Source organism: Chromobacterium sp. CCUG 30098, assembly GCF_059916605.1.
This window is the reverse complement of sequence record NZ_JAUCGS010000001.1, coordinates 540,921-567,289: the sequence shown is the minus strand read 5'-3', so window position 1 is coordinate 567,289 and position 26,369 is coordinate 540,921. Positions and strand designations below refer to the sequence as shown.

Below are 26,369 nucleotides of genomic sequence, written 5' to 3'. Positions count from 1 at the left end.
AAACCAAACGCAGCGCCATGCCGTGGCGGGACGGTTTGCTCCGCCCGGCTAGGTCGCCAAATCCAGGTACTGCAACACCAAGCCCTTGGACAACAAAGTCCAGCCGTCCAGCGCCACGAACAGCACCAGCTTGATCGGCACCGAAATCGTCACCGGGCTCATCATCATCATCCCCAGCGCCAGCAAGATGCTGGAGATCACCAAATCCACCACCACGAAGGGCAGGTAGAGATAAAAGCCGATCTTGAACGCGCTCTTGATCTCGCTGAGCGCATAGGCCGGCAGCAAGGCGAAGAGGGACGGCTGTTCGTCCTCGGCCGCGTTGCCGGTTTCGCGCTCGGTGCGCTGCGCCTGGGCTTTTTCAAAGAAACTCACCAGTTCCGGATCGGAATACTTCTGCAAATAGCCGCGATAACCGTCCAGGCCGTTTTCGACGAAGTTGCTCACCGATTCCACGCTGTTGAAGCTGACCTGTTCTTCCTGGTAGTGGCTGTAGGCCTGCTGCGCGATCGGCAGCATCACGAACATCGACAGCATCAGCGCGATGCCGTTGAGCGTCATATTGGACGGCACCTGCTGCAGGCCCAGCGCGTTGCGCACCATCACGAACACGATGGAGAACTTGATGAAGCAAGTGCCGGAAGCGATCAGGAAAGGCAGCAGCGTGGCGAAGGCCAGCAGCGCGATCAGCGAAATATCATTCGACATCGGCGGCTCCGCCCAGCCACTCCGTCACTTCCACCCCCAGATGGCCGGCCAGCTGCACCAGTTCGCCGCGTCCCAGCAGCGCGCCGTTGGCGCGCACTTCCACCCGCCGCTCCACGTCCGCCGGCAGGTTCAACAACTGGCCCCGGCACAAGTCCTGCAGCTCCGCCAGCGTCACCCGCCCGCGGTGCAGCACGAACTCCAGCTCCACCGGCAGCTGTCCCATGTCGCGCGCCGACGCTTCCTGCTCCGCCGCCTGTTGCGATTCATCCCATTCCATGACGATTCCTTCCTCATACGTTTGATAAGTGCCCAGCGCGCGGTCGTGGCAGCGCACCGCCGCCGCCGGCTCGCGGATCAGCAGCACGTCGCCGCGCGTCACGCCGCGCAGCAAGCCCAGGCTGATGCGGCTGTCGCCGATGACGAAGCGCAGCGGCCAGCTCAACAAGGGCGCCGGGTCCGGCGCGTCTCCGGCCTCGAACGCCGGCGCGCGCTCCAGCCACAGCGGCCCCTCGGCGCACATCACCCGCAGCAGCGGCTGGCGCGGCAAGGCGTCGCCCGGCCCCGCCTCGCCCAGGCTCAAGCGCTGGTAGGCCAGCTCCGGCATCGGCGGCGTCAGCGGCCGTTCCGCCGCCGCCAGCCATTGCGCCGCCTGCGCCTCCACCCCGGCGGACAAGGCCAACCGCGCCAGTTCCGGCGCGGCGTTCTCCAGCCAGGCGCGCGCTTGCAGCCAGCCCTGCCAACGCTGGTCCGCGTCGGCCACAGGCAGCCACAAGCCGCCGCGCGGCGGCGTTTCCAGCGTCGCGTCCCAGCCCTGGCGCCGCCAGGCGGCGGCGGCAAGGCTCAAGGCGCGTTCACGCGCGTCGATTTGTCTGAGCGCCAGCATCAGGCGTCCTCCTCCTCATCCCGCTGCGGCTGCTGCCGGCCCTGCTCGCGGCCGTCGTCGCGGGCCATCTGCCATTGCTGCGGGTTGCCGGACTGCCATTGCTCGCCCAAACGCTGTTGCACCAGGCTGTCCGAGGGCTGCAGGCTGAGCACGCCGCCGGGCTGGCTCTGCACGTTCACCGCGTGTTCGCCGCCCCAGCGCTGAAAGCGGTAGGTCAGGCCCGGCTGGGCCGGCTCCGGCGCGCTGGGCGCGGACGGCGTCGTCTGGCTCAAGGCAGGGTCCTGCCGCGGCCGCGCCTGCGGAGCGGCTTCGCGCGGCGGCGGCGTCGCGGACGGTTGGGCCGGCGGAGGCGTCAGCGCCGCGGCCGCCGGAGCGGATTCGGTCTTGCGCGTCTCTCCGCCTTCGCGCGCGGCGGCCGGCGTCGGGACCGGCGCGGCGGCTTCGGCTTTCGACACGGTCCGTCCGGGCGGCGTCGGCGCGGCGGCTGCCGTCTGCGGCGCGGCGGCGGGAAGCGAGGCTTCGCCCTTGGCCGAGGCGTGCTCGGCTTTGCGCAGCGCCGGCTCAGCCTTGGACTGCGCCCCCAGCGTCTGCGCCACGACTTTGACCGGCGCGTCGGCCGTCGGCGCCAGGCTGGCCGCATGCTGGGCCGCCAGCGCCGCGGCGGCGGCCTGCGCGCCTTGCGGCCGGGCCGCGGTCTTGCCGCGCGCGCCGGCGTCCGGTCCTTCGCCCTCGCCCAGCGGCGTCCGGCCGCGCTTGCCCGGCGCGGACAGCGCGGCTTCCGCCGCATGGCGGCCGCCGGCGCTCAGCCGCGCCGCGTTCCAGTGCGGCGGCAGCGGCGGCTGCCACAGCGCCCCGGCCGGCAGGCGGGAGCGGTCCCGCTCGCGTTCGCCGGCCTCGTCCTCGCCGTCGCGTTCCGGATCGGCGGCGTCTTGCCGCTGCCTTTGGGCTTCGCGGGCAAAGGCTTCAGCGGCGCCGTCGGCTTCGGCCGCCGGCCGGGCGTCCATGCTCGGCGCGGGAATAGGCGTCATCGCTTCCATATCGTCCTCTCTTCCTGCTCGGCCTCGTCCAGCCGCAAACGCCGCATGCGTTCCTGGCGGCGCTGCAGCTTGGCCCAGCGTTGATACTTGTCTTCCTTGCGCAGCCATTGCCGACGCAAGACCTGTTGTTCCTCGCGCCGGCCGGCCAGGCCCTGGCGCTGTTCTTCCAGCTGTCCGCTTTGCAGGTCCAGGTTCTGCAACTGACGTCGCAGCACCGCCTGCTTGCGCTGCAAGGCGAACAGCTGGCCGCGGCTCATCGCCCCGGCCGGCCGTTGCGCCAGCAGCAATTGGCGCAGGCCCTGGCCCTGCGAGGCCAGCGCTTCTTGCTCCGCCGCCAGCGCGCCATCCTGGCGCGCCAGCTGAGCCAGCTCGGCCTCGCAACGCGATTGCGCCGCCTGACAACGGCGCAGCAGCGCGCCCAGCTTAGGCAACAAGCTCATGCAGGCTGCGCAGGGTGTCGGCGAAACCCGCGCCTTCGTCCACCGGCTGGCGCAGCCAGCGCCGCAGCGCCTCGCGCGCATTCATCGCCCGGTCGTTGTCGGGGTTCTCGCCGGGGCGGTATTCGCCCAGGTCGATGAAGACTTGCAACTCTTCCAGCCGCGCCATCAAGGCGCGCAGCGCCGAGGCCGCCTGCAGATGGCCGCCGTCGCAGACCTGCCCCGCCACGCGGCTGGCGCTCTTGAGCACGTCGATGGCCGGATAATGGCCCTGACCGGCCAGCTTGCGGCTCAGATAGATGTGGCCGTCCAGGATGGAGCGGATCTCGTCCGCCATCGGGTCCGGCTCGTCGTCGCTCTCCAGCAGCACGGTGTAGAAGGCGGTAATGCTGCCGCCGCGGGTGGCGCCGGGGCGCTCCAGCAGCCGCGGCAGGCTGTCGAACACCGAGGCCGGGTAGCCGCGCCGCGCCGGCGGTTCGCCGGCGGCCAGCGCCACGTCGCGCAGCGCGCGGGCGTAGCGGGTCATGGAGTCGACGAAGAGCACCACTTTCTTGCCCTGGTCGCGGAAGTACTCGGCCACCGTGGTGGCCAGCAGCGCCGCGTTGCAGCGGTCCACCGAGGAGAAGTCCGAGGTGGCGAACACCAGCGCGCAGCGCTCGCGCTTGGGCGAGGCGCGCAGCGATTCGGCGAATTCGGTCACTTCGCGGCCGCGCTCGCCGATCAGGCCGATAACGAAGACGTCGGCGTCGCTCTGCTCGATCAGCATGTGCATCAGCACGGTCTTGCCGCAGCCGGCGGAGGCGAAGATGCCGACGCGCTGACCGACGCCGCAGGTCAGCAGGCCGTCGATGGCGCGCACGCCGGTGGCCAGCGGCTCGCGTATGCCCACGCGCCGCGAGTACGGCGGCGGATCGGCGTCGATGCCGCGCTCCTCGCCGCCGACGCCGGCCTCGGGCGCGAAGCGCTCGACGATGCGGCCGGTGGGGTCCAGCACCGCGCCCAGCGCCGACTCGCCTATCCAGGCCGCCAAGGCTCGGCCGGTGGGCTGCAGCACCGCCTCGCGCGACAGGCCGCGCGCGTTGCCGATCAGGCTGAGCACGGCGCGCGGGCCTTGAAAGCCCACCACCTGGGCGCGGGCCACCACCTCGCGGTCCTGCCAGCTGCGGCGGATGTCGCACAGCTCGCCTATCGCCACCTCGGGCAGCGCGGCTTCCAGAATGGGGCCGGACAGGCGTTGCGGATACGCCAGCCGGCGCAGCAGGCGCGGCGCTTTCATCGCAGCAGCGACTCGCTGAAGCGTTCCAGCGCGTCGAAGAAGCCGTTCAGCGCCTCGGAGAAGCGCTTGCCGTCGGCCAGATAATCCGGGTGGGCCATCGCCTTCAGCTCCAGATAGCCGTCGTTGGCGGCCAGTTGCAGCTGGCCGCCGCGGGCGAAGTGGCAGCCCTGCATCAGGTCCTGCAGCAATTGGCCGGCGCGCTGGGCCAGCACCGCCTCGTTGTGCTCGCCCAGCCGCGACCACAGCCACACCTCGCCGTCCTGGGCGCTGACGTGGATGCTGGGCAGATCGTGCAGATCCAGCGCGATGGTGGAATGGCTGTCCAGCTCGCCCAGCAGGGCGGGATCGCAGCCGCTCTCTTCCAAGGCGGAGCGGACCAGTTGGGCGATATCCATGGCGAACATAGGCGGAATCCTTTTTTAAATGGTTTTGATCACGTTCACCGACACGCTGTCGGCGATTTCGCCGAAGGACACCACTTCCAGGTCGCGGAAGCGGGTTTCGACCAGTTTCTTGATGAAGCGCCGCACGTCCACCGAGGCCAGCAGCACCAGGTCCTTGTGCGCGATGCCCATGCCGTCCAGACCGAGCGCGAACAGGTCCATCAGCTCGTCCGAAGCCGCCGGCTCCAGGTTGAGGAAGGCGCCGGCCGAGGTCTGGCGTATGCCCTTGCGCACCATGTCCTCCACCTCGGCGGACATCATCACCGCGCGCAGTTCGCCGCCGCTGGCGAACTTGTGGCAGATGTAGCGCGCCAGCGCGCCGCGCACATGCTCGACCAGATTGATCACGTCTTTCTCGCGCGGCGCCCACAGCGCCAGCGCCTCCATGATCAGCTTCATATTGCGCACCGAGATGCGCTCGGCCAGCAGCCGTTGCAGCACTTCGGCGATGCGCTGCACCGTGGCGTGGCGCAGCACTTCCTTGAGCAGGTCCGGGTATTTGGCCTCCAGCTGATCCAGCATGTGCTTGGTTTCCTGGACGCCGAAGTATTCGTTGACGTGGCGCGCCAGCAGCGCGGCCAGGCAGTGATAGAGCTCGTCCAGCGCCGGGCGCAGCTGGTAGCCCAGTTTGGCCAGCTTGTCGCCGTCGGCCGGGCGCACCCAGGCGCACTGGCTGGCGCCCTGGGCGCTGAACACCGGCTGCACCAGCGCGGCGGCCTCGTCCGAATAATTGATCACCCGCAGCAGATCGAAATGCAGTTCGAACTCGTCGGCGCGGATTTCGTTGATCAGCACCGCCACCCGGTTGTCCGGCAGGCCTTCGCCGTCGCGCAGCAGCATGTCCGGCAGCCTCACCCCGTAATCAATGAAGAACTGGCTGCGCAGGCGCTCGGCCAGCTGCGCCTGCTCCAGCGCGGCGCGGCGCGCCTTGGGCACCAGCAGGATCAGCGGCACGGTTTCCGCCGCCACCTTGTCCAGATTGCCGATCAGGCCCAGGGAGCTGTCCTTGCCGCTCGCCGGCGCCCCGCCGGCCGCGGCCGCCGCCGGAGACTGGGCCGCGCCCGGCGCGCCTTTGCCGGCCATGCGGCGCTTGTAATAGAACAGGCCGCCCAACGCCGCGGCCAGGATCAGGAACACGATCAGCGGGAAGCCGGGCAGCATGCCCACCGCCAAAGCCAGCACCGCGGTCACCACCAGCACGAACGGGTTGCCCAGCAACTGGCTCATGATGTTGCGGCCCATATTGTCGCTGTCGCCGTTGACGCGGGTGACGATGAAGCCGGCGCTGATGGCGATCAGCAGCGCGGGGATCTGCGCCACCAGGCCGTCGCCGATGGTGAGCATGGTGTAGGTGGACAGCGCGGTGGACAGGTCCATGCCGTGCTGAGTCATGCCCACGGCGATGCCGCCGATGAAGTTGACGAAGATGATGATGATGCCGGCGATGGCGTCGCCCTTGATGAACTTCATCGCGCCGTCGAAGGAGCCGTAAAGCTGGCTTTCGCGCTCCAGCACGCTGCGGCGTTCGCGCGCGCCGTCGGCGTCCACGATGCCGGCCTTGAGGTCGGCGTCGATGCTCATCTGCTTGCCGGGCATGCCGTCCAGCGAGAAGCGCGCCGCCACCTCGGCTACCCGCTCCGAGCCCTTGGTGATGACGATGAACTGCACCACGGTGACGATGGAGAACACCACGAAGCCCACCGCCAGGCTGTCGCCGATCACGAACTGGCCGAAGGTGTTGATGATCTCGCCCGCGTCCGCCTCGATAAGGATCAGGCGGCTGGTGCTGATGGACAGCGCCAGCCGGAACAGGGTGGTGATCAGCAGCACCGAGGGAAAGGTGGAAAAGCTGAGGATGCGGTCGATGTAGAAGGAGCCCATGAACACCAGCACGGCGATCACGATGTTGAGGCCGATCAGGAAGTCCACCAGATAGGTGGGCAGCGGGATGATCAGCATCGCGATGATCATCACCATCAACAGCAGGATCAGCAATTCCGGCCGCGAGCGCGCGCCGTTGAGCAGGGAATTAAACACCGTTAGTCATCCAAAGCGATTCGATATTGGCGACGGGCCGCGGCCCGCCGGGAAAAACAGCCAGGCAAGACGGGACGTGTCCCCCGCCTTGCCTGGCGGCTCTCGTTTACTCCGCGCCTCCGCCCTCGGCCTCGCGCCGGCGCTCGGCCAGCTCGTGGCGATAAGCGATGGCGGCCAGGCGGCGGAATTCCTCCTGCAAGGCGTCCAGCCAGCGTTCGTCGACGAACAACTGCGGCGGCAGCGCCTTGCAGGCCTGGTACAGCGCCTGCAGCAAGGTGGAATGCTCGCTGTGGCGGCTGAGCAAGGCGGTGTCGCCCACCGTCTCCGCCAGCAGGCCGTCCAGCTGCTGCGGCTGTTGCAACAGCGACAGCAGGAACAACAGCCAGTCCGCCTCGCTGGGGTTGAAGGCGCATACCTGCGGGTTGGCCAGCATGCGGCCGACGAAGAGCGCGTCGGCCGAACGCAGCAGCTTGAGCTGGCTCAGCCGGCCCAGCAGGTTGCCGAACTCCAGCCGCGAACAGCTGGCGTCCAGCGAATCGATGTCGGCCAGCAGCGCGCCTTCGATGAAATCCAGCACCACCGCCCGGCGCTGGTAGCCGTAGCTGCCCACCCAGTCGGCGTAAATCTCCACTTCCGCCGCCTCGCTCTCCAGAAACTGGCGGTAGCTGGCGCGCAGCAGGCCGGGGCTCAGGGACAAAGCCTTGCCGAACAGCCTCGCCTTCAGCGCGCAATTGATGCCGGCCTTCAAAGGCTTGGCCTCGGCTTGCTCCTCCACCTGCTTGAGCAGGGCCTGCAGGCGTTTGCGCACCACCTCGTCCAGCTGACGGCGGCGCAGCAGTTCGCGCAGCACCAGCACCAGATCGCTGTCGTCCGGGAACAAGGAACGCGCCTGGCGCAGCAAGTCCTCGGCGCTGATCCCGTGGGACTTGGCCACGTTCACGATCTGCTGCGCCTTGGGCTGGGCTTCCTCGTCCAGCACCCGTTCGAAACTGTCGGCCAGATGGCCCAGCTTCTTGTCGTAATCGCGGCGGTTGCGGAACTGGGTCAGCGCCGCCGACATTTCATCGGTGGACTGGACGAAGCGCTGCACCTCGGCCGCCGGGCTGGCGTCCTCCACCTGCTGCGCGTCCGCCTGCCGGGCCTCGCCCTGGCGCTGGGCGTCGCGCTGGGCGTCCAGCTTGCCCTGGTGCTTGGGCGAGCGGACGCCGAAGACCGGCGGCGGACGGCCGCTAATGTCCACGCGTCGCGCCCTTGGCCGCGCCCTCGGCGCGCTGTTCGCGGTCCAGATAATCCCGCACCCATTGCTGCAGCGGATCGCTGGAGATGCCGCCCTCTTTGGCCACCGCCGCCGACAGATCGCTGGCGTCCGGCGTCAGCGGGTCGTCGATCTCGCGCGGCTGAATCAGGAACACGCGCACGGTATTGCTCTGGTTCTGGCTGCGGTAGCGGAACAGGCCGCCCACCAGCGGCAAGCTGCCCAAGAACGGCACCTTGTTGTTCTGCTCGATATTGGCGTCGCGGGTGTAACCGCCTATCAACAGGCTCTTGCCCTGCGGCACCCGGGCCACGGTGCTGATGCGGGTGCGGCCCACCTCGGGCAAGGCGTCCTGCGGGTCCTTGTCGTAATCCGGGCTCTTGGCCTCGCGGCCGTCCTCGATATTCAGCGACATCTCGATCTGGCCGTCGGCGGAGAAGCGCGGCAGCACGCTGACCAGGGTGCCGTAGGTCACGTGCTGCAGGCTGGCATTGCGCTCGCCCACCAGCTTGGCGTAGAAGGTGCGGTTATTGTCGAAGATGGCCGGCACGTTTTCCTGGGTCAGCACCACCGGGCGCGACACCACATTGGCCTTGTTCTTCTGCGACAGCGCCATCACCGAGGCGATGAAGCGGGTGCCGTCCAGCGTGCTGATCGAATTGCTGGGGTTCAGCGCCACGCCCAGCTTATTGCCCACGGTGACGCTGCCGCTCCAGTTGACTCCCAGCTGATCCAGATCGCCCTTGTCCAGATCGATGATCCACAGCGACAGCTCCACATGGCGCTTGGCCACGTCCAGCGCCAGCGCCAGGTTTTCGATGAAGCGCACCTGTTCGGTGGTGCCCTTGATCAGCAGGCTGTTGGTGTCCGGATAGGCGATCACCTTGATGTCGCCGGCCGCCGTGTCCTGCTTCAGCGCGTCGGGCAGGCTGAGGCCGGCCTGGTAGGCCGGCGCCTTGAGCTCCCCGCCGGCGGGAAAGTCCGGCATCGCCGGAATGTCGCTGCCCCGCGCCGGCGGCCGCGCCGGATTGGCGGCGGTCTGCAAGGGCTTGTCTTCGCCCTGCAACAGCTTCTCTATCACCGTGGCCATGCCGGGGATGACGATTTTCTGGTCGCGCAACTCATAGCTGCGGTCGCTGACGAAGGTGTTGTTGAGCCGCACCACGCCTATCTTCTGCCGACCCAGCTCGATGCCGTCGCTCTGCTTGTCCATGAAGCCGGCGGCGTTGACCACCAGATCCACGAAGACCGGCGGCCCGGACACGTAGAAAGTGCCGCTGCGGTTGTCTCCGCGCAGCGGATAGCGCTTGTCGTAGAGGCCGGACTTGCGCAGGAAGTCGTTGAAGGCGGAGAGCGAGACATTGCGCAGCGACACCACCGCGTTGCGGGTTTCGCTGGCGTCGTAGACGTAGATGGCCTGGCCGTCGTGATACCAGATCAGGCCCAGCTGCTGGGTCATCTTGTCCAGCAGCGCCTGCGGATTGGCCAGGTCGAAATCGCCGCTGATCTGCTTGCGCGCCGCCTGCTTGCTGACGATCACCGGCTTTTTCAGCCGCGAGGAAATCGCGTCGAAGAAAGAACGCAGGCCCTCCTTCTTGGCGACGTAGCCGGCGGAGTCGGCGGCGCGCGCCGGTTCCGGCGCGGCGGCGGCCGGCAGGGCCGCGAGCAGCGTCGCGGCCAGCAGCGCGGCGGATAAAAAGCTTCGATTCATTTGGTGGCCAGTTGAATGATATTGGACAGACCGCGCGGCGACACGCCGATCAGTCCCTTGATTTCGTTGGAAAAATGCGACGACGAGGCGTAGCCGTGCTTGAGCGCCACCTGGGTCAGGTTTTCCCGTCCCTCCGCCACGTCCAGCAGCGAGCGGGCCATGCGCCAGTCGCGCAGCTCGGTCTTGGCCGCGTTGCCCAAGGCGTGGCGGCACAAGCGGCGGAAGTGGGAGTAGGACACGCCGTAGCGTTCGCCCAGCGCCTGCAGCTTGTCGCCGCAGGTGGACTGGGCCAGCAGGAAGCGCACCAGCCAATAGCTCTCGCTGCGGCGCAATAGCGACAGCAGCGCGGCGAAGGCCGGCGACGGCGTCAACACCTGCAGCAAGAACCAGTATTCGCAGCGCTTGCGGTCCTGCCAGGCGCTCAGATCGGCCAGCGGCAATTGCGCGCAACGCGCCTCGCCTGCCGGCGCGTCCGCGTCGCGGGCCTCGTCGGTCTTGGCTTCGTCGACAAAAGCCAGCAGCTTGCTCAAGGGCTCCAGCCGGACCGGCTGGAAGGCCAGCTCGCCGGCGGCCACGCTCACATCCACGCGGTCCAGCAGCAGCAGGCCCTGCCAATCCGCCGCCAGGGTCAGCGTTTCCGCGCCCTCTTCCCAGCTCAATTCCAGCCGCGCCTCTTCCCGGCGCGGCGGCAGCAGCCAGACGTCCTGGGCCGGCGCGCAGCGCTTGGCGGCGGCCTCCAAAGTCTCCAGCGGGAGCAACACATCGTTATCGGTCATCGGTCAAACGCCCTGCGGGGCTCGTGCTTGGACCGGGAAAGTGTCCCCCAGCGCCGCGGGCGAATCCTGATGCAAATCTGATGGGATCCCGAGTTTTCGCTCCAGCGCCCGCCAGATAGAAAGAACAGGCCCGCCGCGACGGCCCTCGCGCGGTGCAGGCCGCAGCGAGCGCGCAGGCGCGCCCCGCTTGAGCCGGGATCAGCGCCGCGATTATCCCTTTCCCCGCCGCGGGCAACTTTCAACTATCGACCATGGCGCCGGCTTTTCGCCATCCGTAAGAACGCTCAGCAAAACTACGCGGGCGCGGCCGCGCCGCCGCCGTGCTATAGGCAGAGATAGGCCCGACATGCCAAATAAATGATCGAACCAAAATCAAAAACCGCCGTGCTGCCGATGGAGAGAATGCGATGGCCCAGTTGACCCCTACCCTGCGCCGGGGAGCGGCGTTGCTCTTGCTGTTGAGCCTGGCCGGCTGCCGGGACGGCGAGCCCAAGCCCGGCACCGTGCTGGACGAAGCCAAGCAGGCCCAACGCACGGTGGAATCCTTCCCCGCCGCCGACGAGGACTACTTCAAGGACATGGACAGCGCGGTGGCGCTGGACGCCGCCGAAGTCAAAGGCCGCAACACCTGGCTGGTGTGGACCGGCGGCAACGACAGGCTGTGGGATAAGCTCGCCACCGTCAGCGTGGGCAATCTGGACCTGCTCAAGACCCTGTCTTCCCACCCCGGCCTCAAGTTCAGCCGCGACAACCGCTGGAACTATCTGGGCCTGGTCAACGAGCCCTGTTTCGACAAGGCGGGCGGCCCGGACGACAAGCGCTTCGGCCTGTGGCTGGACCAACGCCGCGCCGATTGCCCGAAAGACCCGTTCGAGAACGAGCAGAAATATCCGGGAGTGGCCATAGGCGCGCGCGGCAAGAACCTGCCCGCCGGCTCCTTCTACGGCTACGCCACCGGCGTGGTGGGCCTGCGCCTGTTCCCCAACCCGGCCTTCGACGAGGCCGCGGCCAAGAAATGGGACGCCAAGCGCTATTACGAAGACCCGACGTATTACAACGACAAGGACCTGATCCGCCCCTACCGCGTGGGCATGTCCTGTGCGTTCTGCCACGTCGGCCCCAATCCGGTGAAACCGCCGGCGGACCCGGAACATCCGAAGTGGGAAAACCTGAGCTCCAACGTCGGCGCCCAGTATTTCTGGGTGGACCGCATCTTCTCCTGGCAGGCGGACCCCAGCAGCTTCCCCTTCCAGCTGTTCCACACCTCGCGCCCCGGCGCGCTGGACACCTCGCTGATCTCCACCGACTCCATCAACAACCCGCGCACCATGAACGCGGTGTACGGCCTGGGGCCGCGGCTGGACATCGCCAAGCGCTGGGGCAAGGAAACCCTGGCCGGCGGCGGGCTCAACAATAAGCAGTTCAACGACTTCGTCAAAGACGGCCCGCTGACCCAGTTCTTCCAGCCGCCCAAGACCGTATGGACGCCGCGGGTGCTGAAAGACGGCTCGGACTCGGTGGGCGCGCTAGGCGCGCTGAACCGCGTGTATCTGAACATCGGCCTGTTCAGCGAGGAATGGCTGCTGCATTTCAACCCGCTGGTGGGCGGCAAGACCATCACCCCGATCCAGATCGCCGACGCGCGCAAGAACTCGGTGTACTGGCAATCCACCGAGCAGCAGACCGTGAACATGGCGCTGTTCTTCCTGAAGAGCACCGACCCGCACAAGCTGAAGGACGCCCCCGGCGGCGAGCAATACCTGAGCCGCGACGCCGCCCAACTCAGCCGCGGCAAGGTGGTGTTCGCGGAAAACTGCGCGCGCTGCCACTCCAGCAAGCTGCCGCCCAAAGTGCCGCCGCTGGACCCCACCGCCGGCTGCGCCGGCCCGGACTACCTGGGCTGCTTCAACAAATACTGGGACTGGACCAAGACCGAGGACTTCAAATCGCAAATGCGCCAGATCGTCCAGGCCGACGACTTCCTGAAGGACAACTACCTGTCCACCGAACTGCGGGTGCCGGTGACCTTGCTGCAGACCAATGCCTGCAGCCCGCTGGCCACCAATGCGCTCAAGGGCAATATCTGGGACAACTTCTCGTCCAAAACCTATAAAGACCTGCCCTCGGTCGGCGAGATCACCGTGCACAACCCCTTCACCGGCGCGCCCTCGCAATACAAGATGCCGGCCGGCGGCCGCGGCTACACCCGTCCCGCCTCCTTGATCAGCGTCTGGTCCACCGCGCCCTTCCTGCTCAACAACAGCCTGGGCAAATTCAACCCCAGCCCGTCGGTGGCCGCGCGCATGGAGTCCTTCAACGACTCCATCCAGCAACTGCTGTGGCCGGAAAAACGCGAGAAGGACACGATGCTGGGCGCCAAAATCCCCGGCCTGATAGACCGCACCACCGCCCGCAGCTATCTGCGCGTGCCCACCGGCTACCTGCCGGACGCGCTGCAAGAACTGCAAGGCCCGCTGCAACGCTATCTGCCCTGGCTGTTCGGCAAGGACGGCGTGGAACTGGGCCCGATTCCGGCCGGCACCCCGGTCAATCTGATCTCCAACCTGCAGGTGACGCTGGACAACCCCTCGCTGGGCGAACGGCTCAAGCACGACAAGAAGCTGCTGGACCTGCTGCTCAAGATCAAGCACGACCTCAAGGCGCTGCCGCCGGGCGCCAGCGACGAAGAGGCGCGCAAGGTGTTCGCCAACCTGGCGCAGCCGATGCTTGAGCTGAGCACCTGCCCGGACTTCGAGGTCAACCGCGGCCATTACTTCGGCACCGGCTACCAAAGCAAGGAACCCGGCCTCAGCGACAGCGACAAGTACGCGCTGATCGAATTCCTGAAAACCTTCTAAAGGCGCTCCATGGACGAATACGAATACATCGTGGTGGGTTCCGGCGCCGGCGGCGGCACGCTGGCGGCGCGGCTGGCCGAGGCCGGGCACTGGGTCATGCTGCTGGAGGCCGGCGGCGACCCGCGCGCGCTCAAGGGCGGCGACGCCTGGCAGCCCCAGGCGGAACGGCTGCCCGACGATTACGATGTGCCGGTGTTCCACGCGCTGGCCTCGGAAAACGAGGCGATGAAACTGGACTACTTCGTCCGCCACTACGCCGACGACGCCCAGCAAAAGCGCGACCCCAAATACCGCGCGCAATGGAACGGCCAGAACGTGGACGGCGTGCTCTATCCGCGCGCCGGCACGCTGGGCGGCTGCACCGCCCACAACGCCATGATCACCGTCTACCCGCACAACGCGGACTGGGACGGCATCGCCCAGCTCACCGGCGACCCCAGCTGGCGCGCGGACCACATGCGCGGCTATTTCGAACGGCTGGAGAACTGCCACCACCGCCCGCTCTACCGCTGGCTGGGCCTGCTCGGCGTCAACCCCACCCGCCACGGCTGGCGCGGCTGGCTGCAAACCGAGAAGGCGATCCCGGAATCCGCGCTGGGCGACGCCGGCCTGGTGGACACCCTGCTGGTATCGGTGGACAAGGTCTTCCAGGAGGTGGACGTGCCGCACCGCAGCTGGCGCTGGCTGCTGCAAGGCCAGGCCGATCCCAACGACTGGCGGCTGGTGCACGACAACGCCGTCGGCGTCTGCTACCCGCCGCTGGCCACCCGCAACCATCAACGCAACGGCAGCCGCGAACGGGTGCTGGACGCGGCGGCCCGCCACCCGGACCGGCTGCGCGTCGAGCTGGACGCGCTGGCCACCCGGGTGCTGTTCGACGAAGGGCAGCGCGCGGTCGGCGTGGAATACCTGAAGGGCGCCGGCCTTTACCGCGCCAGCGGCCGGGTCAGCGACGCCGCCGGCGAGCGCCGCGAAGTCCGCTGCAGCCGCGAAGTCATCCTGGCCGGCGGCGCCTTCAACAGCCCTCAGCTGCTGATGCTGTCCGGCATCGGTCCGGCCGCCCATTTGCAAGAGCACGGCATCGCGCCGCGGGTGGACCTGCCCGGCGTCGGCCAGAACCTGCAGGACCGCTACGAAGTGGGCGTGGTCAACCGGATGAACTTCAAGCACTGGGAAGTGCTGAAAGACGCGGAATTCGCGCCCGGCGACCCGCAATACAAGCAATGGGCGGAAGGCCGCAAGGGCGTTTACACCACCAATGGCGCGGTGCTGGCGGTGATCCGCCGCTCGGCGCAGGAACGGCCGCTGCCGGACCTGTTCTGCTTCGCGCTGCTGGGCCTGTTCAAAGGCTATTTCCCCGGCTACTCGCGCCTGTTCCCCGAACACCTGAACTACCTGACCTGGGCCATTCTCAAGGCGCACACCAATAACCGCGCCGGCACGGTGAAGCTGCGCTCCGCCGACCCGCGCGACCCGCCGGACATCAACTTCCACTACTTCGAGGAAGGCAGCGCCGGCGGCGATCAGGATCTGGACTCGGTGGTGGAAGGCATCAAGTTCGTGCGCAGCCTGACCGCCGATCTGAAAAAGCAGAACCTGATCGCGGAGGAGGAACTGCCCGGCGAGGCGCTGCAAAGCGATGACGAACTGCGTCAGTTCGTCCGCGACAACGCCTGGGGCCACCATGCCTCCTGCAGCTGCGCGATCGGCGCGCGCGAAACCGGCGGCGTGCTGGACAGCCGTTTCCGCGTCCACGGCGTCAGCGGCCTGCGCGTGGTGGACGCCTCGGTGTTTCCGCGCATTCCCGGCTTCTTCATCGTCTCCGCGGTCTACATGATCGCGGAGAAGGCGGCGGAGGCGATTTTGGAAGACGCCAAGCGCTCATAAGCGCTGCGGGATGGCGTCCAGGCGCGAACCGGCCTTGCCGAGTGGCCTTTAGGCGTGGAGAGGATAGGGAAGCAAACCCATATCATCTCCCCGCCCCACCCGCGCCGCCACCTCGACCCATTCCGTCGGAAAGGACCCGATGAGCACCCCGACCCAGCCCTTCTCCCAAGTCCACGCCGACGAACGCGCCGGCCTCGCCGCCGCGCGGGCGGAAGAAGGCGTGGAACGTCCAGGCGGCGGCGAAGCGCCGCAAGCCGGCCTCGCCTTCTCCGGCGGCGGCATCCGCAGCGCCACCTTCAACCTGGGCGTGCTGCAAGCGCTGGCCAGCAGCCGCTGGCTGCGCGAGTTCGACTACCTGTCCACCGTGTCCGGCGGCGGCTACCTCGGCGGCTGGCTGTCCGCGCTCAAGCGCCGCGCCGGCAACGCCGGCATGGAACAGACGCTGCGCGACCATCAGGGCCGCCAGCCGGCCATCCAGTTCCTGCGCGACTACAGCAACTACCTGACGCCCAAGACCGGCCTGTTCAGCCTGGACACCCTATCCGCCGTCATCACCTACTGGCGCAACTTCATCCTCAACCAGATCGTGCTGCAAAGCCTGCTGCTGGCGCTGCTGCTGGGCCCCCATTTCCTGGTGGGCCTGGCGCGCAGCCTCGCCGCCTGGCCCTACGCGGGCACCGCCGCGCTGGCCGTGGCCGCCGCCTCCGCCGTGCTGTCCGCCCTGCTGGCGCGCGCCACCACCCGCGACGGCAAAACCGCCGCCTCGCCCAATGCCCCGGCCTGCAGCATAGGGCTATTGCTGCTCTTCTGTTACGCGATGGCGGTGTTCACCCTCCAGCAACTGGAAAACCGCGCCGACTTCTGGCACCAGCTGCCGCTGTGGCGAGTGGCCCTGGTCTCCAGCCTGGCCTACGCCGGCTACTGGGCCTTGCTCGCGCGCGGCTTCAGCCAGCTGCGCGGCAACGGCTATCTGCGCAGCGTGCTGTGGGCGCTGCTGGCCGGCCTGGCCGGCGGCGGCAAGCTGTGGCTCTTGCTGCAGGCGCTGGATTACGGCCTGGGCATCCGCGCGCCGCTGGCCCAGGCCTGGTATGTGGTGGCCGGCGCCTTCGCCGTGCTGCCGCCGGTGTTCGCCCTCAGCGCCGCGCTGCACATCGGCCTGGTCAAACGCAGCTTCTCCGATCTGCAGCGCGAATGGTGGTCGCGCCTGGGCGGCCTGCTGCTGGCGTTGGATCTGGCGCTGGTGCTGCTGTTCCTCGTGGTGGCGCTGTCGCTGCCGCTGCTGGCGGTGACCGCCGACTGGCTGCGCGCGCTGACCCTGCCGGCCTGGCTGCTGACCACCTTGGCCGCGGTCTGGCAAGGCCAGTCCGCCAAAACCGGCTGCGGCCAGTCCGCCGGCTGGCGCGACCTGGTCGCCCGCATCGGGCCTTACGTCTTCGTCGCCGGCTTGCTGATCCTGCTCAGCGCCGGCCTCAGCTGGCTGCTGGCGGCGCTGGAGATCCACGCCGACGGCTGGCAGCTGCGCCAACAGTTGTGCGGCTTTCAGCGCTGCGGCCTCAGCGATTGGACCGCGCTGCATTTCGCCGCCTCGGAACAACAGGGCATGGGCGGCGGGCTGTACGCGGCGCTGATCCTGGCCTTCGTCGGACTGGCCGTGTTCGCCTCCTCCCGCTTCGACATCAATCTGTTCTCGCTGCACAACTTCTACCGCAACCGGCTGACGCGCGGCTATCTGGGCGCCAGCGCGCCGCAACGGGCGGACACGGTCAACCGCTTCACCGGCTTCAACGCCGGCGACGACCTGCCGCTGGCCGAGCTGGCCGGCTCGCCTTCCGGCCCGCCGCAGCGGCCCTACCACCTGATCAACACCGCCCTCAATCTGGTGGCCGGCGACGACCTGGCCTGGCAGCAGCGCAAGGCCGCCTCCTTCACCTTCACCCCGCTGTACTGCGGCTACAAATTTCCCGACAGCGCGCCGGAAGTCATCGACGCCTTCGTGCCCACCCGCGCCTATATGCACGACGACGCCACCGGGGCCGAGCAGGGACCGATGCTAGGCTCGCTGATGGCGGTGTCCGGCGCCGCGGTCAGCCCCAACCAGGGTTACCACAGCTCTCCGGCGGTAACTTTTCTGCTGACGGTGTTCAATGTGCGGCTGGGACGCTGGTGCCCCAATCCGGGCAAGCCCGGCGCCGCGCTGCAGGCGATGTCCCCGCCGCAGGGCTGGGTCTATCTATTGAATGAATTGCTGGGCCGGACCAACGCCCGTTCGGACTTCGTCTATCTCAGCGACGGCGGCCACTTCGAAAACCTGGGCCTGTATGAATTGCTGCGGCGGGAATGCCGGCTGATCGTGATCAGCGACGCCGGTCAGGACGAACAAATGACTTTCGAGGACCTGGGCAACGCCATCCGCAAATGCCGGATAGACCTGGGCGCGGAAATCCACATCGACGTGGACGCCATCCGCCGCGATCCGGCCACCGGCCTCAGCCGGTCCGCCTTCGCCGTCGGCTACATCCGCTACGCCTCCGGCGCCAACGGCCACCTGCTCTACCTGAAGCCCTGCCTGCAAGGCCAGGGCATGGAGCCGGTGGACGTGCTGCAATACCGGGCCGAGCATCCGGCCTTCCCGCACCAGTCCACGCTCAATCAGTGGTTCGACGAATCCCAGTTCGAGAGCTACCGCAAACTGGGGCTGTGCATAGGCGAACAGGCGGTGCGGGAACTGGACCGCAACGGCGCGGGCTGGCTGGCGGCGGACGGCGGCGGCGCCTGAGCGGGAACAGGCTGAACGTTTCCGGTCCGCCGTCCGGCGTCTTGCTATGCGCATTGGATCATGAACAGGCGCTTAGAGCCGCTAACAAAAGCTCGCAGAGAAGCTGAGCCAAGGCGCGCCGACGCAGGCAGTACCAGTCGTACGACAAGGAGGCGCAACGCAGGATCAGGGGTTTTGTTAGCGGGTCTTAGAGCCGCTAACAAAAGCTCGCAGAGAAGCTGAGCCAAGGCGCGCCGACGCAGAAAACGAAGTTTCTGCGAAGCTACAGTACCAGTCGTACGACAAGGAGGCGCAACGCAGGATCAGGGGTGTTGTTAGCGGGGCTTAGGCCATATCCTTTTGACGCGCCACATCGATAGGAAGCCTAAGTTCGCTATAGTCGGCAGGCATTGGTGCTTTACTTTCAGGCATGCCTTTAATCTTATGTAACATATCTTTGCTCGGCAATATAAATTGCCCATCGTTTCGGGACAATATCAATTCATTGATATTTCCACCACTCTTTAAATGCTGAATGACCTCATCAATACCAAATGCGCGCGACTCATTTAAGGGATGATCCCCTTTGTTCACCCAAATATGCATATGCAAAGTAGCGGTTGAAGGCGCCACCGGAAAATGGAAAAACAATTTAACCTTATCTTTTTCAGCAGACACCCCATAGGTATCAACTAAACACTGAAGGCTATCCCGCTTTAGTTTTTCCAGCATTCCAACATCGCTTTGTTCCAAATCCAATATAGAAGTCAATGACTTCACGCCTGATTTTAACTCGGCGTTATATTGATTTAATTCCTCCCTCTGCTTAACCGCTACTTTTTCTATTGAAGGATCACCCCTCATTTCCTGAATCAAGTCATGTGGCAAAGCAGGATGAACGGCCCAGGCCGTCAGCTGGATGCCTTCTGGCCTAGCGGCCAAATCCGTGACTTGTCCAGCGGTGTAGGTTTGCGACATGTAGGGAATATTCGGATAAATCAGAAACCCATTGCCCGTCCCCAACGGGGCAGAGTAATGGAAGATATCTGGATTTTTTTTATACACCTCATTGTATACCTTATCGCCAGGTTCCCGGCTGTTACCGCGTAGCAGCTCAACCAGGAACTGGGTAGTATTTTCATTTTTGTACGTTTCCTGGAGCTGCGCCAGGTTTGTTGTTGTCAACCTTACCTGAGCTAGGTCCTTAGTTTGATACTTTTGCAAACCTCTTGGGTTTAGCCATCTGAAACTACCATAGTCGTCTTCAGATTGTTTGGATATATAGACACCATGGGTTAAATCGGCGGCGCCGGAGTTGTCTTGCTTAATCAACACCTGATACCTGTCTTGATTTAGCTGGCTCAGGATTTTCCGGTTGTCATCAATGCCGTAAGCATCCAGTGTTCTGCGGATCGCAGAGCTTTCGTGTTGTGTCAGGCTGGCCTGAGAGTTACGTACTGCCTGTACATCTAGGGTCTCATGGCATAAGCGACTCGAGTCAGCGGGCAAAGTCGCAGCAGAAGGCCGCAACGCTTGAATTGAAATCATGAGTTATCTCCTGTAATTGTCATATTGCACGTTGCAGGTGCGTTGGCTGCACTTAGTCACTCAGGCTTACTGATCGCACTCCAACGAACAAAAGGCCAAGTATAAATATTACAAAGGCAGATTTAGAACATTGTCGTGCACGCCTTTAAATGGAATACCGCTAATATCCTTAATGGAATCTGAGGTCGGCAAAAAATAACTCCCCCCGTTTCGGTCAAGAACAATATCGCTAATCTCTTTCCCGGACTTAAGATGCGCAATAATCGCGTCGAGATCGAAAGACCTTGGTTCATTCAGCGGGTGATCGCCTTTGTTTACCCAGGTGTGCAAGTGAAGCGTGGCGGTTTTCTCTGCAACGGGAAAATGGAAAAACATTCTGGTATTGTCATGTTCATTTACAGCATATACATTTCGAAGATGTTGCACTGTCTCTTGTCGCAATTTTTCGAGCTGCGGAAGATGCTCTTGTTTTAAACTCAGAATGCTGGTCAAGGAGTCAATCTGTGTTTTTTCATCAATCATCTTTTGTGGCGTCTTCTGGCTTGCCTCAAGCCTCTCAGGGCCTGATTGATGATTTCTCGATTCCAGAAATGAGGACTGTATACCCGGATGAATCGCGTAGGTGCACAAGATGATGCCATGTTTGCTATTTTTGAGTGTTTCGGGAGCGTTGACATAGGCATCCAACACTTTTGCATCGCAGTACGGTGTATTGGGACTAATGAGATATCCATGTTGCGTGCTGTCAATTGGCGAAACAAACTGTGCCAGACGCTCATTCCGGCGATAAAGATCAGTATCTAGGCAGGCCTCTGCATTAAGTACCTTGGTGAGAAAATCCGGCAAGGGAGTCTTCGAGTAGGTCTCGCTAAGCTGTGTTAACTGATCTTTATTCGTAAAGCTGATAACAGCGACATCTGGGGTTTGATATTTCATCAGCCCCTTTGGATTTAACCAGTTAAAGTTGCCATAGCCATCCTCACCCTGTTTGGACACATAGGCACCGTGGGTTAAATCAGAATTACCTGAGTGGTCTTTTTTAATCAACACATGGTATTTATCCTGATTTAGCTGACTTAACGCTTTCCGATTATCATCTATACCGTAGATGTCCAGCGTTCTGTGCATCGGCGAGTTTTGAGTATTGTGCACTGCCCGCACATTTAGGGACTGATTGCGCTGATGACTTTGCTCAGTCGGCGTAATAGAGGTAGAACGATGCAATGTTTGAACTTGGATCATTATCTATATCCTAATAGAATGTGTTTGTATTATTAAACTCCCACCTGGCAAACAACACCATCAACCAGAATACTTCCTCACCAGCGCTTTTATATCACCCTGCGCGATAGACTTGGCGTGGATATCGAGCTCGTCAATATTGACGCCTTGCGCCGCCAATCGAGCTAAAAGATGTTCTAGCTGAGGCCGCTGCGGCATATAGTGGCCGGAATCCAGATGAAATGATTTCGCTTTTCCCTGTGCAATGAGTATCATGCCCGCTGATAAAACCGGCTTACCTTCTGTCGTCGAAGTATGTTGCCATTTGCCTTTTTCATATGGATGGACAAAGATATTTCCATCGCGATGGACAACAATGGCAGCGTGGCCCTCCATCCCGGCCTTGCCTGGCAGATGTGTCGTATCTAATAATTTACCCCCTACTTTCCATTCACCCTGTGAAAGCGTTACCCGATAATTAGCGGCTTGATCTGAGGATAGATAATTGATATAGCCGACATCCTGCGACAGAGGATGCTTAGGTTTATTCTTGAGCGTATTGATTTCAACATCGGGATGCTGATCAATCCACGGGAATAGCCCAACCTTGCTATTAGCGTCTTCCTGCCATGCGCTTAATGCACCGGACTGGGCATCAAGACCATTCAACGAAACCCTATCGCGATGCTTCGGATCTTTAATTTCCAGCCAGTATTTTGGATTAGCACCTGCTTCCCCACAGCTTTTTCTTGGCATCATTTCCATAATGAATTGTGCGGCTTCTTTGAAACGCACCATGCCTGGGGAGTTTTTTATTGTTTTAACCGGCAGTAACTGAGGCTCACCCTGCTGTTCTGCTTGGCATCTGCCGACCTGGGCGATGTGATTGACTTTAATTTCCAGCATTAAACATCCTTCCTCATCGGTGGCTAGACACAATCTTTAGCGCGCCATAAAAACCATAAATAACTTCACTGAATTTATTTTCAAGCAATGCACTCGGGTTAATCAATGCTTTTAATTCGAAACCATCATTGCACTTACCCAATGTTAAGTGGCCCGTTTCAACATATTCCATTACAGTTGTGAGAACAGGCATGATGTGCCTGGCATTGTCTATCAACAGCTCCTCACCAATCGGGATAAATGACCAAATGAAGAGGCGATCGTCAACCAGCGAAATATTAATAGACAGCCCTTCATTTAGATCAATGGCTATGGTTGAGTGTGAGTCAAAACCATGCAACAATTGATCTGAAACGCCCAGCTCGGTCAGTGCATCGCGAACCAACGAACTAAGTTCATGATGAATATTCTGAGAGAATGATAATGAACTGTAGGTCACAGAATTCAACGACCTGCCCAAGGAGTGGGTTTGATCATTCATTTTTTCGCTCATGGCATTTCCTTTTTCTGCACCGCACGGCCCAGTGGTTTGTCCTCAGACTGCAAGCTGGCCTTCAATTGACTGAACAAGCCGCGTAGTTGTTTTTCCTGCTGATATTGCTTGGCATCCGGAAATAGCGTATTCACTTGTTCGCGGACTTCCTTATTCACCGCGTAAGCGCCGAATCGTTTCGAATCCACCCACAAATTCACCGTGCTGTTCGGGTTTTTCTCCAACCCTCCGCGCAGATATTTCTGCTGGCTGTCGCCAGGCTTGGAGCCAAGCCAAACCATATGGATTTCCGACGACACCGCCTTGAAATCGCTCTTATCGTAAACCTGAGCAAAACGCTTGCTGGCCTGCACCGATTCCACGCCGGCATTGGAGGATGAGGTTTGAAGCAGACGAACTCCGACTGAATTCAGCATCATGTCTGCGACTCCTGAAAATTAAGAAAATAAAACAGTCGGAAGTATTTAAATCCAAGCCAAGATCAAGCACTTCCAAAAAGCGCTCACCTAAGCCGCGGGCGCCGAGCTGACATAAAAAAAACGGCGCGCCAAATTGGCGCGCCGCTTGCGTCTGAAACCGTCCCGGCTTCAGTGCCGGGCCTGGCGATAGGGCGCCAGCACCTCGGCCAGTTCCGCCCGGTCCTCATGCGGAGCCAGCACCGCCAGTTTCGACAGATCCATCTTGCCGTTCAGAAAATCCAGCAGCCGCTCCAGATCGTCCAGATCGCTCATATAGTGGCCGGAGGACAACACCAGCGACCTGGCCTTGCCCTCGCGCAGCTCTATCATCGCCGCTGCCCGCACCGGCTTGCCGGCGCTGGCGCTGGTATGGTGCAGCCGCCCCAGCACCGCGTCGTGGACAAACAGCCTGTCGTCCCGGTCCAGCACCAGGATGGCGTAGCCGGGCATGCCCAGCTTGCCCTTGGAGCCGGCGGTGTCGATAGCCGTGCCGTCCGGCCGCCGCCATACGCCGTCGGCCACCTCCGCCAGATAGGGCTGGAGCGCGGCGGCCTCACTCAGATAGCTGACTTGCGGCGCGTCGCCCAAGCGCGCCATCCGCGGCAGCTGGCCCGGCTTGGCCAGGTTGATTTCCAGCTGCGGGCGGGCGTCCATCCAGGCGAAGAAGTTTTCCCTGGCGCTGTCCCCGCTGGCCACCCATTGCCGGTGCGCCGGCTGTGCGTACTCCCGGTAGCGATGGCGAGGGTCGCGCGCCTCGCGCAACTCTTCGTCCACCAGTCCGGTTTCGCCTTCTTTGGGCATCAGCGCGGCGACGAAACGGGCGATGTCGCGGAAGCGCTCCAAGGGCCGCGGCGCGGGCTCGCCCACGCTGTCGACGCCCTTGAAGGCCTGCGCCAGCCGGCTGGGCGCCGCCGTCGGCGTCGCTTCCGGTCGCGGCGGCGGCATGGCCGCGCCACTAGCCGAGATTCTCATGCGCTTTGATCCTCTTCATCTTTAATCCACCGCCGCTAGAATCCACCGCCGCTAGCGCGCCAGCGGCAGTTCTTCCCAACCGGCGAAACTCTGCTTGTCCGCCTGCCATAAGGGAAGCTGGCGCTCCATCATCGCGTCCAGTTCCTTCAGCGCTGCGTCCCCGGCGGGCCTGGAGCCGCCGACAGCGTAAGCTTCCATCGCGGCGAAGAAATCCGCGCCGTCCGCGCCCTGGCGCCGCAGGTAGTAATCGGCCTCCCGCCGCACCGCCGAGCCCGGCTCGGCCAGCTTGCGGCACAAGGCTTCCAGCGCCGGGCGCTGCGCCTCTCTCATCGCGGGCCAACGCTCGCTCTCGTCCACCGCCTTCAGGTGCAGATAATGCATCAGCGGCGCGCTCAGGCTGTTGTCGCCCCAGCGCTCGCCCAGCACCGCGGTGGCGGAAGCGCCGGCGTTAAGGCCCAGCTCCAGGGACACGCCCGGCTGCAGCGGCACGCCGCCGGAGGCGGACAGGCCAAGGTTGCCGCTGGCGCTGACCCGGCTCAGTTGCAGCCGGAAGCCGGCGGCTTCGGCCGGGAAATCGGCCTGGGTCTGGTATTGCGGCCGGTAAAAGCGCAGCAGCAGGGTCAGCGCGCCGCCGCCTTGCAGCCCCGCAGAACTTTGCAGGCCGGCCAGCGCCGCCGGCACTTCGGCGGCCAGGCCATGCGGCGCCAGCTGCGCGCTCAGCGCGTCGCGCAAGGTGTCCAGCGGCCAAGAGCCGCTCAGATTGCCGGACAGGCTGATCCTCACGTCCTTGTAATCCCCGGCTCGCACCGGATTGTGATGCACCCGGGTGCGTTCGGTCAGCGAGGCTTCCGCTTTCAGGCCCAGCGGTCCCAGCGCGCCGCCCAGATCCAGCGCGACGCTGCGGTCGCGGATCTGCAGGCGCAGCACATCGTGGAAGCTGGTGCGCTTGGCCAGCGCCGCCGCGTCGTGACGGACGGGCGGCGCGTACAGCCGAGGCGCCAGCTCGTCCAGGCTCTGCAACAAGGCCTCGTCGCCCTTGCCCGCCGCGCTCAGGGTCAGCGCGGCGTGGGCCAGCGCCATATTGGCCAGCGTTTCCTCGCGGCTTCCCGCGCGCCAGGCGGCCTGGATGGAGCGTTCCACCGCCGCGCCGCCCTGACGCTTGCCGATGCCGGCGTCCAATTGCTGGGCGACGGCGCAGAAATGTTCGAATTCGGCGCGCAGGCCGTCCGAGGCGTCGCGCAGCCGCTCCGGCGTCTGTTCGCGCAGCGCCGCCATGCTCTGCGCGCCGCTGAGCCAGCTCAGCGGATGATTGCGCGCGTCCGCGCCCATCAGCGCGGCGGCTTTTTGTTCGATGCCGGCCAGCCGCTGTTGCGCAATCGTCGCGTTGCGCGCCGCGCCCTGCTCCTGGCGCAGGCCTTGCCAGATCGGGGTCAGCGCGTCGGCCTGGATGTCGATGCGCTCCACCGCCGCGCCAACGCCGACGCCGACGCCCGCGGCTTCGGCGCGCGCCGAGGCGCTGCCCTTGACGCTGTCCACCGTGCTGGGCGGCAGATAGGGCGTCTGCGCGCCGGGCAGGGACGCGGCGCTGTCGCGCTGCCCCAGCCAGCCCAGCAATACGCCCAGCCGCTGCTGCTGATCCGCCGCCTGCTGTTGCAATTGCTGATACTGACGCAATTCATTGCCGTGGCCGGGACGGAACAAGCGGATCAAGGCGCCCACCGCGGTGCGGGCGCTGACGCCCAGGGTGTCTCGGCGCGAGCCGTGAGCTAGTTGGTCCGCCTTGAGTTTGACGAAGGCGCGGGAGCTGGCGTACTCCACCGCCCGCGTGCGTTGACGACGCCCCTCCACCGCGCCGGACAAGGAGGCGACGCCGACGCCGCCCTGAATCCCGGCGCGCGCGGACACCGCCTTGCCCTGGTTCTGGAACACGAAGCCTTCGTCGTCGTTGTCCATGCCGCGGCTCCAGGCCAGGCCCACGCTGAAGGTGGCCTTGGCGCCGGCGCCGGCCTCGCCCAATCCCAGGCCGACCCCGACCGAAGCGCCGACATTGCGCTCCTGGCTGGCGCCCGGCTGATCAAAGCGCTGGAATTGCGGCAGCAGCTGCGCTTCCGCCTCCGTCCGCGCCAACTGCGCCCAGGCCGCCTGGCCCAACAGGGCCAGCCGCTGGCCCAGTTCCGCCAGCGGGCTGCCCGGCGTCGCCGCGCGTGCCAGCGCTTCCATGTCCAGCGACAGCCGCGCGCATTCTTTAATGTCCAGCGGCGTCTGCGCGTCGCCGGCCGCCAATTTCTGCCGCAAGCTTTCCACGATGGCCACCGTCTTGGGCGCCACCGCGTGGCTGCGCGGCAGGATGTTCAGCGCCTGCACCCAGCGCGGCCAGCGCGAGCGTTCCGGCTCCGCCTGGCGATACGCTTCGCGTTTCATCGCCAGCAGGGTCTGGCCCAAGTCTTCGCGCCGCAAGCGCAGCTTGTCGTCGCTGAGGACCACCTGGCTGCCGCGCGCCGGCGGCGCGTCTTCCACGCGGCGTTCCGCCGCGCCGCGCGCGCCGCTCAAGGCGGCGGCCAGGCCCTGCGCCGGCCGCGGCGCCGAAGATTCCGATAAGCGGCGGAAGCCCTGCAACCGCACCGTACCCGCCCCGCTTGCAACTGTGTCCAACATGGATGCCTCCTCGCGCCGCATCGCGGCTCAAACGCCGGGCCGGGCCCGGAGCG

Annotated in this window: 20 protein-coding genes; 3 read left to right on the top strand and 17 right to left on the bottom strand. The window is 64.5% G+C overall.

Going from position 1 to position 26,369, the window contains the following annotated elements; all coding sequences use genetic code 11:
• Positions 1-48: 48 nt before the first annotated feature.
• The 10 genes from QUG03_RS02715 to invF all read right to left on the bottom strand — a co-directional run bounded on the left by QUG03_RS02715 (position 49) and on the right by invF (position 10,563).
• Positions 49-708: an EscR/YscR/HrcR family type III secretion system export apparatus protein gene (locus QUG03_RS02715; RefSeq protein WP_107798946.1), complete on the bottom strand. Its 660-nt coding sequence runs from the start codon at positions 706-708 to the stop codon at positions 49-51.
• Positions 698-1,591, bottom strand: a complete 894-nt coding sequence (locus QUG03_RS02710) for a YscQ/HrcQ family type III secretion apparatus protein (protein ID WP_500819296.1) — start codon at positions 1,589-1,591, stop codon at positions 698-700. Before QUG03_RS02710 ends, QUG03_RS02715 begins: the two co-directional genes overlap by 11 nt.
• Positions 1,591-2,628, bottom strand: a complete 1,038-nt coding sequence (locus QUG03_RS02705; RefSeq protein ID WP_500819295.1) for a SpaN/EivJ family type III secretion system needle length determinant — start codon at positions 2,626-2,628, stop codon at positions 1,591-1,593. Before QUG03_RS02705 ends, QUG03_RS02710 begins: the two co-directional genes overlap by 1 nt.
• Complete coding sequence (locus QUG03_RS02700) at positions 2,616-3,068, bottom strand: SpaM family type III secretion system protein (RefSeq protein WP_019103510.1); 453 nt, start codon at positions 3,066-3,068, stop codon at positions 2,616-2,618. The genes QUG03_RS02705 and QUG03_RS02700 overlap by 13 nt, the downstream gene beginning before the upstream one ends.
• Positions 3,052-4,341, bottom strand: a complete 1,290-nt coding sequence (sctN, locus tag QUG03_RS02695) for a type III secretion system ATPase SctN (RefSeq protein ID WP_227105388.1) — start codon at positions 4,339-4,341, stop codon at positions 3,052-3,054. The genes QUG03_RS02700 and sctN overlap by 17 nt, the downstream gene beginning before the upstream one ends.
• The gene (spaK, locus tag QUG03_RS02690; RefSeq protein WP_107800828.1) at positions 4,338-4,745 is read right to left on the bottom strand and encodes an SPI-1 type III secretion system chaperone SpaK; all 408 of its coding nucleotides are present in this window, start codon (positions 4,743-4,745) and stop codon (positions 4,338-4,340) included. The genes sctN and spaK overlap by 4 nt, the downstream gene beginning before the upstream one ends.
• A 15-nt stretch (positions 4,746-4,760) precedes the next feature.
• On the bottom strand, positions 4,761-6,821 hold the full coding sequence (locus QUG03_RS02685; protein ID WP_107800829.1) for an EscV/YscV/HrcV family type III secretion system export apparatus protein: 2,061 nt from the start codon (positions 6,819-6,821) through the stop codon (positions 4,761-4,763).
• Between the two features lie 106 nt (positions 6,822-6,927).
• On the bottom strand, positions 6,928-8,061 hold the full coding sequence (locus QUG03_RS02680; protein WP_304502826.1) for a YopN/LcrE/InvE/MxiC type III secretion system gatekeeper: 1,134 nt from the start codon (positions 8,059-8,061) through the stop codon (positions 6,928-6,930).
• The gene (gene sctC / locus QUG03_RS02675) at positions 8,051-9,787 is read right to left on the bottom strand and encodes a type III secretion system outer membrane ring subunit SctC (RefSeq protein ID WP_305883571.1); all 1,737 of its coding nucleotides are present in this window, start codon (positions 9,785-9,787) and stop codon (positions 8,051-8,053) included. The genes QUG03_RS02680 and sctC overlap by 11 nt, the downstream gene beginning before the upstream one ends.
• Positions 9,784-10,563 carry an AraC family transcriptional regulator InvF gene (invF, locus tag QUG03_RS02670; protein ID WP_500819294.1) on the bottom strand — a complete coding sequence of 260 codons (780 nt, stop codon included), beginning with the start codon at positions 10,561-10,563 and terminating at the stop codon, positions 9,784-9,786. The genes sctC and invF overlap by 4 nt, the downstream gene beginning before the upstream one ends.
• Before the next feature lie 407 nt (positions 10,564-10,970).
• Here invF and QUG03_RS02665 point away from each other — a divergent pair, with 407 nt between their 5' ends.
• From QUG03_RS02665 to QUG03_RS02655, 3 genes are all read left to right on the top strand, one after another.
• Positions 10,971-13,421: a hypothetical protein gene (locus QUG03_RS02665; protein ID WP_500819293.1), complete on the top strand. Its 2,451-nt coding sequence runs from the start codon at positions 10,971-10,973 to the stop codon at positions 13,419-13,421.
• A gap of 9 nt (positions 13,422-13,430) precedes the next feature.
• Positions 13,431-15,308 carry a GMC family oxidoreductase gene (locus QUG03_RS02660; protein ID WP_500819292.1) on the top strand — a complete coding sequence of 626 codons (1,878 nt, stop codon included), beginning with the start codon at positions 13,431-13,433 and terminating at the stop codon, positions 15,306-15,308.
• 139 nt (positions 15,309-15,447) lie between these two features.
• Positions 15,448-18,084 (top strand): hypothetical protein, encoded by a 2,637-nt coding sequence (locus tag QUG03_RS02655; protein ID WP_500819291.1) that lies wholly within the window; start codon positions 15,448-15,450, stop codon positions 18,082-18,084.
• Between the two features lie 324 nt (positions 18,085-18,408).
• On the opposite strand, the gene QUG03_RS02650 is transcribed toward QUG03_RS02655, so the two are convergent.
• The 7 genes from QUG03_RS02650 to QUG03_RS02620 form a co-directional block, all read right to left on the bottom strand.
• The gene (locus QUG03_RS02650; protein WP_500819290.1) at positions 18,409-19,611 is read right to left on the bottom strand and encodes a hypothetical protein; all 1,203 of its coding nucleotides are present in this window, start codon (positions 19,609-19,611) and stop codon (positions 18,409-18,411) included.
• Positions 19,612-19,719: 108 nt separating this feature from the next.
• Positions 19,720-20,853: a hypothetical protein gene (locus QUG03_RS02645; protein ID WP_500819289.1), complete on the bottom strand. Its 1,134-nt coding sequence runs from the start codon at positions 20,851-20,853 to the stop codon at positions 19,720-19,722.
• 60 nt (positions 20,854-20,913) lie between these two features.
• A complete protein-coding gene (locus QUG03_RS02640; RefSeq protein ID WP_500819288.1) occupies positions 20,914-21,738 on the bottom strand; it encodes an IQM protein middle domain-containing protein in 825 nt (274 codons plus the stop codon).
• Positions 21,739-21,751: 13 nt separating this feature from the next.
• Entirely contained in the window at positions 21,752-22,231 is a 480-nt protein-coding gene (locus QUG03_RS02635) for an InvB/SpaK family type III secretion system chaperone (RefSeq protein WP_500819287.1), read from the bottom strand.
• Positions 22,228-22,650, bottom strand: a complete 423-nt coding sequence (locus QUG03_RS02630; protein WP_500819286.1) for a TcdA/TcdB catalytic glycosyltransferase domain-containing protein — start codon at positions 22,648-22,650, stop codon at positions 22,228-22,230. Before QUG03_RS02630 ends, QUG03_RS02635 begins: the two co-directional genes overlap by 4 nt.
• Before the next feature lie 168 nt (positions 22,651-22,818).
• Positions 22,819-23,661, bottom strand: a complete 843-nt coding sequence (locus tag QUG03_RS02625) for an IQM protein middle domain-containing protein (protein ID WP_500819285.1) — start codon at positions 23,659-23,661, stop codon at positions 22,819-22,821.
• A gap of 51 nt (positions 23,662-23,712) precedes the next feature.
• Entirely contained in the window at positions 23,713-26,316 is a 2,604-nt protein-coding gene (locus tag QUG03_RS02620; RefSeq protein WP_500819284.1) for a hypothetical protein, read from the bottom strand.
• Positions 26,317-26,369: the final 53 nt, after the last annotated feature.